The following is an 8,237-nucleotide window of genomic DNA, read 5'->3' as shown; positions in this document are numbered from 1 at the left end:
GCGGGGGCGGGGTGGCGGTCGTGGGGCCGGGGGCCGCGGCGGCGGCGGAGACGGCCGCGGCCTGAGCGCCGGGCGGCACCGTCCGGGGACCGGGCCCGGAACCGCCGCCCGACCGCGTCAGTCCAGACAGAACTCGTTGCCCTCGGGGTCGGCCATCACGATGAAGCCGGCACTCATCGGAGGAGCGGGCTCGAAGCGGCGCATCCGCTTCGCCCCCAGCGCGACGAGCCGGTCGCACTCGGTCTCCAGCGCCGCCATCCGCTCTTCTCCCTGCAGCCCGGGAGCCGCACGGACGTCGAGGTGGACGCGGTTCTTGCCGGCCTTGTCCTCCGGCACCCGCTGGAAGAACAGCCGCGGGCCGCGCCCGTCCGGGTCCTCGATGGCCGACGCCGAGTTGCGCTGCTCCTCCGGCACGCCGGCCCGCGCGAGGAAGTCGTCCCACGCTGCCAGCGGGTCGGCGCCCTCCGGCAGCTCGACCCCGGGCGGGCCGGGGTGCACGTAGCCCAGCGCGTCGCGCCAGAAGGACGACAGCGCCCGCGGGTCGTGGGCGTCGAAGGTGACCTGGATGTGGCGGCTCATCGTGTTGCTCCGTCCGTGGCGGGTCTCGTGTGCGGTCAGGCGGCGGCGTCCGGTTCAGGCCGGTTCCAGCCGGGTCCGTCCGCTTCCGTGACGTCATCCTGACACGCCTGGCGGACAGGATCGGTCCGCTATCTCTGGCAAAGTGGATCACATGGACGCGACGGGCGATGACGGGCGGGGCACGACGGAGCGGGTGCTCACCCTGCTCGGGCTGCTGCAGCAGCGCCGGCTCTGGACCGGCCCCGAGCTCGCCGACCGGCTCGGGGTCACGCCGCGCACGGTACGGCGCGACGTCGAGCGGCTGCGCACGCTCGGCTACCGGGTCCAGGCCGGCCAGGGGGTCGGCGGCGGCTACCGGCTCGGCCCGGGACAGGACCTGCCGCCGCTGCTCCTCGACGACGAGGAGGCGATCGCCACCGTGCTCTCGCTGCTCGCCGGCGCGGGCGACCCGGGAGGCACGGGAGGCACGGTCGCCGGCTCCGGAGACGCCGCGCTCCGCGCGCTGACCAAGCTCGACCAGGTGCTGCCCGCCCGGCTCCGCCAGGAGGTGCGCGCGCTCTCCGGCGCGGTGGAGTCCTTCGGCGGAGGCCGTACGCCCGTCGACCCCCAGGTGCTCATGACGCTGGCCGGAGCCTGCCGCGACCAGGTCGAGGCCGGTTTCGGCTACCCGTCGGGGAGCGAGGTGCGGCCGCGGCGGGTCGAGCCCCACCGCCTGGTCGCCTCCGACCGGCGCTGGTACCTCCTCGCCTACGACCTCGACCGCGACGGCTGGCGCAGCTTCCGCGTCGACCGGATGACCGAGGTGTCCGCCCGGACCTGGCGCTTCCGCCCGCGGGCGGCGCCCGACGCGGCGGCGTACGTGCAGGAGGGCGTGGCGAGCCGGGTCTACCCGCACCGGGCGCGCTTCCTCGTGCACGCGCCCGCCGACACGGTGCGCGCGCAGGTCCCGGCGTCGGCGGCCGTCGTGCGACGGCGGGGGAGCGGGCGGTGCGAGGTGCTCAGCGGCGGCGGCAGCCTCGACTCCGTGCTCATGCACGTGCTCGCGCTGGGGCACGACTTCGAGGTGATCGAGCCTCCGGAGCTCCGGAGCCGCTGCCGCGTGCTGGCGCGGAAGCTGCTGTCGGCCGGCGCGGCGGCCCCACCGGCGCCGGACACGGAGGATCCGGACGCGGAAGGGCCCCCGGAGGATCCGGACGCGGAGGAGCCGTGAGCCGCGACCGCGACGGCGGAACGACAAGGGCGCGGGCGCACCCTGAAGGTGCCCCCGCGCCCCGTGGCCCCTGCCGGGGGCGTCCCCCGGCAGGCCGTACGGCTCGCCGCCTCAGGCCGAGCGCGCCATCCGCGCCTCGTCGGCGTGCTGCGCCGGGACCGGCACGGTCGTGTCGGCCGCGCGCCGCGCGTCGAGGGCCAGCATCAGCCGGTCCTCCAGCTTGAACGTGCCGACGATCAGGTGCCGGTAGGCGCCCGCGAGCGTGTCCGGCGGCGGCTCGAAGGCCTCGTCGTCGAGTTCGATGACCTCACCGATGCGGTCCACGAGCAGGCTCACCCACTCGTCGTCCACCGAGACGATGACGTTCATCGCCGGGACGCTCAGGTCCCGGGGCGGCAGGCCGAGCTGGACCCGCAGGTCCACCGCGTCGATGACCTGGCCGCGCAGGTTGAACAGGCCGCCGACCGAGGTCGGGGCGAGCGGGACACGGGTGTACTCGTGGAAGCGCAGGACCTCCTGCACCTGGGCCACGTCGACCCCGAAGAGCTGATCGGCCACCTCGAAAGTGGCGTACTGGCGACTGGGCATCTCAGGCTCCCACCATGGATTCGGACATCTCCGCGTAGAACCGCGGGTCGGCGGCGAGGATCGCGCGCCGCACGTCGAGCAGCTCGGTGACCCGCTGCTGGATCACCGCAGAGCCGGTCAGGCCGTCGTCGTCGAGGTCGCTGCGCGACTCGATGTGGTCCTCGACGATGTCGACGATCTGCTGGACGACCAGGGCGACGCTCCGCCCCCGCTCGGTGTAGACCACCGCGGGCACGGTCTCGCCCTCCTCCACGTCGTAGCAGCCCAGCAGCGAGGCCAGGCGGATGACCGGCAGGATGTGGTCGCGGTACTGGACCACCTCCCGGCTGCCGACCCGCTCGATCCGCTGCACCGGGAACTCCTCCAGGCGGGTGACCATGTCGAGCGGGATCGCCACCCGGCGCTCCCCGATGCCGGCGATGAGCAGGCGCTCGATGTGGCTGTCGCGGGGACGGGAGTCGGCCTGGTCCACCTGGGCACGCTCGACGGCCTCGGCGGCCAGGTGCGCCCGGCGGGCCAGCGACGGGATGTCGAGGATCAGCGCGACCTTGCCGTCGCCGACGATGGTGGACCCGGCGTAGACGCCGACGTCCTTCATCCGCCCGCTCAGCGGCTTGACCACGATCTCCTCGGTGTTCAGGACCCGGTCGACGACCAGGCCGAAGCGGCGGCCGTCGGCCTGCAGCACCGCGATGTAGACGTCGCGGTCGCTGTTGCGGACCGGCAGGCCCAGCGTCTCGTCCAGGCGCACCAGCGGCAGGAGCTTGCCCCGCAGCCGGTAGACCGGCGCACCCGACACGTGCTCGATCGTCTGGCCGGACTGGCCGTCCACGAACACCAGCTCGTCCACGCCCACCTGCGGGATGGCGTAGCGCTCGGCGCCGCACTCCACGGTCAGGGCCTGGATGATCGCCAGCGTCAGCGGGATGGTCAGCCGCCACGTGGTGCCGGCCCCCAGCGTCGAGTCGACGTCGACGGCGCCGCCGATCTGCTCGATGTTGGTCTTCACCACGTCCATGCCGACACCGCGGCCGGAGACGTTGGTGACCTTCTTGGCGGTGGAGAAACCGGGCCGGAAGACCAGCGCGATGATCTCGCGCGAGTCCATCCGGGAGAGCTGGTCGCGGGTGACGACGCCGCGGTCCAGCGCGGTCTGCGCCACCCGGTCGACGTCGATGCCCGCGCCGTCGTCCTTGATCTCGACCACGACGTGGCCGCCCTCGTGGGCGGCGCGCAGCGTCAGCGTGCCCTGCGGGTCCTTGCCCTTGGCGACGCGCTCGGCGGAGGTCTCGATGCCGTGGTCGACCGCGTTGCGCACCAGGTGCGTCAGCGGGTCCTTGACGGCCTCCAGGAGGCTGCGGTCGAGCTCGGTCTCCTTGCCCTCCATCGCCAGCTTGACCTGCTTGCCCATGGCGCCGCTGAGGTCGCGCACGACGCGCGGCAGCTTGGACCAGATGTGGTCGATGGGCTGCATGCGCGTCTTCATGACGCTCTCCTGCAGCTCACTGGTGATCAGGTTCAGCCGCTGGGTGGTGCGCACCAGGGCCGGGTCGGAGATCTCGCTGACGCCGCGCACGATCTGGTTGCGGGTCAGCACCAGCTCGCCGACCAGCCGCATCAGGGTGTCGAGCAGGTCGACGTCCACGCGGATGGAGCTGTCGGCGATGCTGCGCTTGTTGTTCTGGCCGGTGGGCTCGTCGGAGGCCTGGCCCTTGGCCGCGCGGGCCGGTACGGCCTCGGCGGTCTCGACGGACTCCACGACCTCGGCGGCGAGGGCTTCGGCCGCCTCCGGTTGCTCGGGCGCCTGCACCGGTGCGGTGGGCTCGGCGGACTCCACGGCCTCGGCAGGCCGCGGCTCGGCCTTGGGTGCCGGAGCGGAGGCCTGGGCCGGCTTGGGCGCGGCCGGGTCCTCGATGCACGCCGCCACCATGGCGATGACCGGCTCGACGTCGACGTCGCCCTCACCGCCGCTCTCCTCGATCGAGCCGAGCAGGGTGCGCACGGTGTCCACCATGGCCAGCAGAGCGTCCGCGCTGGCGGGGTTCATCCGCTGGGCTCCGTCCCGGAGCCGGGACAGCAGCGACTCGCCCGCGTGGGTGAGCGTCTCCAGGCGGTGGAACGCCAGGAAACCGCTTGTGCCCTTAATAGTGTGGATAGTCCGGAAAATGCTGGAGAGCATCTCCCTGGAGCCCGGGTCCTGCTCCAAAGCCACCAGGTCCCGGTCCAGCTGGTCCAGGTTCTCGTGACTCTCGACCAGGAACTCCTGGATGATGTCGCCCAACTCGTCCACGACGGTCCTCTCCCTCTCTCATACGCAGCCCTTCCATCGGCCTTCGCCGACGCCACCTGAGGAAGACCGGGGACCGGAACCGCCTTGTCCGCCACCTTTTCCGGGTTTCCCTCAGGACGCCGCCCGGGATGCCGATGCGGGGTCATCGGGCTTCTCGCCCGAGCCCGCGGCGGACGCTCCGGCGGCCGCCGCCCGCAGCGGCAGGGACGCCGCACGCGGGGGAGCTCCCGGGCGCCATGGAAGGGACACAGGATGCGCCGCAACGGCGATCGATCGCGCCGGCGTGCCCGCGCGACGACCCCCACCGGTCCACCGGCCCGCGCACTGCCGTACGGCACGGCCCTGAGCGCCGGAGCCGTCACCGCCCCGCGCCCGGCCTCCCGTCCGTCCTCCACCCCGCACGCTGCGGTCCCGGCCCGCGGTGCCTCCGGATTCCGGGCAGTGCCCTGAGATCTCCGGCGCACCGCCCCTGAAGCGTGCCCGGTGCCCGTGGCGATGCCCCGCCGCAGGCACCGGGCGCAACCAATCCGCGCTCGCAGCGCAACCGGGAACGTGACCCGGATCACAGTCAATAGCACTAGATTGAAGCGTCGACGGAGAGCCATCCGACGCCAGGCGGATGAGGAGATGACGACCTGATGACCATCGAGCTGAACAACACCGTCCGAGCCGAGGCTCTGGCACTCGCGCCCGTGTCCGCCTCCGTCCTGCTGGACCGCGAGGACGCGGACGCCATGATCTCCCAGGCGATCGTCCTGCACGGAGGCGAGGAGGGCTGCGCCGCGGCGCTGGCTCAGGAGTTCGGGGAGCACCCCGAACTCGTCGTCCAGCGGATGCGCTGGGCCAGTTCGATCGTGGGCCGTCTCTACGGCTGATCGTTCCGTGCTGTGCGACCCTTACGGATTTACAATGTAAATCCGTAAGGGTCGCACAGTCGTTTTCCCGGCCCGGCGGGGGGAGTTCAGGTCCCGCAGGTGAACCAGACGGTCTTGCCGCCGGCGACCCGGGTCGAACCCCAGCGCTCGGTCAGCCCCGCGACGACGTGCAGGCCCCTGCCGGACTCGTCGAGATCGCCCGGGGAGCGCAGCACCGGGAGCCGGTGGTCGTCGTCGCCCACCTCGAACAGCACGGCGTCGGTCAGCACCAGGCGCACCGAGACGAGCCGGGTGGCGTGCCGGCAGGCGTTGGCGACCAGCTCGCCGGCCGCCGCCTCCACCCGCCCGCTGAGATGTTCCAGTCCCCACTCGTGCAGGGTCCGCCGGACCAGCGCCCGGACCTGGCCCGGCGTCCGGTTGTGCGGTTCCAGGAACCAGCCCGCGACGTGCTCGCTGGGGATGCCCCGGAACCGCGCCATGAGCAGGGTGACGTCGTCCTCGGTCCCGGTGGCCTGGGTCATCAGGGCGTCGCACGTCTTCTCCAGCGGGCCGTCCGCGGTGCCGGCCGTGGCGCGCAGCCGCTCCAGGCGGTCGCCGATGTCGTCGCCGCGGCACTCCACCAGCCCGTCGGTGTAGAGCACGAGCGTGCAGCCGTCCTCCGCCGCGATCTCCGTGGTCTCGATCGGGGGCCGGCCCAGGCCGATCGGCAGCCCGGTGGACGGGCCCGGGTCGAGCAGCTCCGCGGTGCCGTCCCGGCGCACCAGGACGGGCGGCAGGTGGCCGGCGCTCGCGATGGAGCAGCGCCGCGCGACGGGGTCGTAGACCGCGTAGAGGCAGGTCGTGATGGAGTCGTCGGCCAGGCGCCTGGCGATGTCGTCCAGCGAGCGCAGCACCTGGTCGGGCGGGAGCTCCAGGGCGGCGAGGGTCTGCACCGAGGTGCGCAGCTGGGCCATGATGGCCGCGGCCTCCAGGCCGTGGCCCATGACGTCGCCGACGACCAGGGCGACCCGGCAGCCCGAGAGCGGGATGACGTCGAACCAGTCGCCGCCGACCAGCATCCGCTGGTCTCCGGGCCGGTAGCGGTGGGCGAGGTCCACGCCGGGCAGCGGGGGAGGGGGCGCGGGGCGCAGGCTCTGCCGTACGACCTCGGTGACGGCCTCGTGGGCGAGCTGCACGTGGGCGTGGTGGACGGTCAGCGCGGCGACGGCGGCGAGCTGGCCGGCGACCAGCGCGTCGGCGCCGTCGAAGGGCGGCCGGGCGGGGCAGCGGGTGAGCACCGCGCCGCCCACCCGCTGCCCCCGTGCCTCCAGGGGTACGGCCAGCGCGTGCGTGCCGGGCCCGGCGTTGCGCCCGCCGTCCTGGTCGGCGGCCCGTGCGCGGGTCCCGGGGGAGGGGACGGCGGCCGCCGCGAGGTGCGCGGCCGGGTCCGGGGTGCCGGGGGCGCCGGTGGACAGGGCGGCCGCCCGGTGGTGGCCGCCGGGCGGGCGGCAGGCGGGTCCGGGCGGGTCCGCCAGGTGCACCAGGGCGGCGTCGGCCAGGTGCGGCACGAGCTCCGCGCAGAGCAGCCGGGCGGCCGTGGCGGGGTCGTCCGCCTCGGCCAGGCGCGCGGTGGCCCGGTGCAGGAACACCAGGTCCGGCGGTACGGCGGGCGGGGTCGGGGGGCGTTCCGGCGCCGGTTCAGCCGCCACGGCGCCGGCAGTCGAGGAAGAGCTGGACTTCGGGCGGGGCCTGCGTGGTGGCGGGGGCGTAGGAGATGGTGTCGGTGCCCAGGACCTCGAAGCCGGCGTCCTCGACGACGGCGCGCAGGTCGTCGCGGAGGTATCCGGTGACGCGCACGGGGGCGCCGAGGAACTGGAAGCCCACGTCGTCCATGTCGATCTCGACCATCGACAGGCAGAGCAGCCCGCCGGGGACCAGCAGGGCGTGCAGGCGGCGCAGGGCCGTCGCGATGTCGCGGCGCGGCAGCATGAGCAGGGAGAAGAAGGCGACGGCGGCGTCGAAGGAGCCGATCGCGTCGCCGGGGCCGTCGCGGAGGGCGTCGCCGGGGTCCAGCAGGTCGGCCTCGAGGAACCGGGCCCCGGGCACGTTCTTGCGGGCCAGGTCGAGCATGACGGGTGAGATGTCGATCCCGGTGACGGCCATCCCGGCGTCGGCCAGCTGCCGGGCGGTGGGCAGGCCGGTCCCGCAGCCGGCGTCCAGGACGGGGGCCCCGGGCGGCAGCCTGCGCAGCAGCCGGGCTCCGGCCCGCTCCTGTCCCTCCTTGTGCGGGAAGGCCTCGTCGTAGCGCTCTCCGATGCGGTCGAACGCCGCGGCCTGCAGGGCGCGGTACTCCTCCCGTCCCGGCTCCGGCGGGGCGCTCCCCGGGGTGGACGTGGGATCTGACTCGGCCATTTTCCCGCCTCGTTCGTCTCGGAGTCCTCTGGACCCAAAGACATAGTGGATCTTGATCGGCGAGTCAACAGATTCTCCCGTAAATGGCCGATTCAGGACTTTGTCCGGTCAATGGGGTCCGTACTCCGATGCGGTCCGTCCGAGGATCACGGCGGGGCGCAGTAGGAGGTCGGGCCGGGTGCTGGGGCGGGCGGTCCGCGCCGGGAGGGTGCGTCCGCGGTCTCCTGAGGGTCGTCCGCCTCCGGCTCCCTGGCTGCTCCACGCATTGATGAGATATACGGACATCTGCGAAGATAGGCCTTTA

The 8,237-nt window shown here is 73.6% G+C and carries 7 protein-coding genes; 2 read left to right on the top strand and 5 right to left on the bottom strand.

What is annotated here, in order from left to right:
• Positions 1-117: 117 nt before the first annotated feature.
• A complete protein-coding gene (locus IEZ07_RS32030) occupies positions 118-579 on the bottom strand; it encodes a VOC family protein (protein WP_191898231.1) in 462 nt (153 codons plus the stop codon).
• Between the two features lie 151 nt (positions 580-730).
• On the opposite strand from IEZ07_RS32030, the gene IEZ07_RS32025 reads away from it, so the two are divergent.
• Positions 731-1,789, top strand: a complete 1,059-nt coding sequence (locus IEZ07_RS32025; RefSeq protein WP_191898230.1) for a helix-turn-helix transcriptional regulator — start codon at positions 731-733, stop codon at positions 1,787-1,789.
• Positions 1,790-1,900: 111 nt separating this feature from the next.
• Here IEZ07_RS32025 and IEZ07_RS32020 read toward each other — a convergent pair whose 3' ends face one another.
• The gene (locus IEZ07_RS32020; RefSeq protein ID WP_068904064.1) at positions 1,901-2,377 is read right to left on the bottom strand and encodes a chemotaxis protein CheW; all 477 of its coding nucleotides are present in this window, start codon (positions 2,375-2,377) and stop codon (positions 1,901-1,903) included.
• A 1-nt stretch (position 2,378) separates the two neighbouring features.
• On the bottom strand, positions 2,379-4,667 hold the full coding sequence (locus tag IEZ07_RS32015) for a chemotaxis protein CheW (RefSeq protein ID WP_191898229.1): 2,289 nt from the start codon (positions 4,665-4,667) through the stop codon (positions 2,379-2,381).
• A gap of 638 nt (positions 4,668-5,305) precedes the next feature.
• Between IEZ07_RS32015 and IEZ07_RS32010 the strand changes: the two genes are divergently transcribed.
• Complete coding sequence (locus IEZ07_RS32010; RefSeq protein WP_068904059.1) at positions 5,306-5,542, top strand: hypothetical protein; 237 nt, start codon at positions 5,306-5,308, stop codon at positions 5,540-5,542.
• 86 nt (positions 5,543-5,628) lie between these two features.
• Here IEZ07_RS32010 and IEZ07_RS32005 read toward each other — a convergent pair whose 3' ends face one another.
• Together IEZ07_RS32005 and IEZ07_RS32000 are read right to left on the bottom strand one after the other, a co-directional pair.
• A complete protein-coding gene (locus tag IEZ07_RS32005) occupies positions 5,629-7,230 on the bottom strand; it encodes an ATP-binding SpoIIE family protein phosphatase (protein ID WP_191898228.1) in 1,602 nt (533 codons plus the stop codon).
• Positions 7,220-7,933: a class I SAM-dependent DNA methyltransferase gene (locus IEZ07_RS32000; RefSeq protein WP_191898227.1), complete on the bottom strand. Its 714-nt coding sequence runs from the start codon at positions 7,931-7,933 to the stop codon at positions 7,220-7,222. The genes IEZ07_RS32005 and IEZ07_RS32000 overlap by 11 nt, the downstream gene beginning before the upstream one ends.
• Positions 7,934-8,237: the final 304 nt, after the last annotated feature.

The organism is Planomonospora parontospora, assembly GCA_014647935.1.
GTDB classification, from domain to species: Bacteria; Actinomycetota; Actinomycetes; order Streptosporangiales; family Streptosporangiaceae; genus Planomonospora; species Planomonospora parontospora.
This window is presented reverse-complemented; position numbering and strand designations above follow the sequence as displayed.

Bases quoted from the DNA above. Each gene is read 5' to 3' on its own strand.
- IEZ07_RS32030 (WP_191898231.1), bottom strand. From the start codon at position 579: ATGAGCCGCCACATCCAGGTCACCTTCGACGCCCACGACCCGCGGGCG.
- IEZ07_RS32025 (WP_191898230.1), top strand. From the start codon at position 731: ATGGACGCGACGGGCGATGACGGGCGGGGCACGACGGAGCGGGTGCTC.
- IEZ07_RS32020 (WP_068904064.1), bottom strand. From the start codon at position 2,377: ATGCCCAGTCGCCAGTACGCCACTTTCGAGGTGGCCGATCAGCTCTTC.
- IEZ07_RS32010 (WP_068904059.1), top strand. From the start codon at position 5,306: ATGACCATCGAGCTGAACAACACCGTCCGAGCCGAGGCTCTGGCACTC.
- IEZ07_RS32000 (WP_191898227.1), bottom strand. From the start codon at position 7,933: ATGGCCGAGTCAGATCCCACGTCCACCCCGGGGAGCGCCCCGCCGGAG.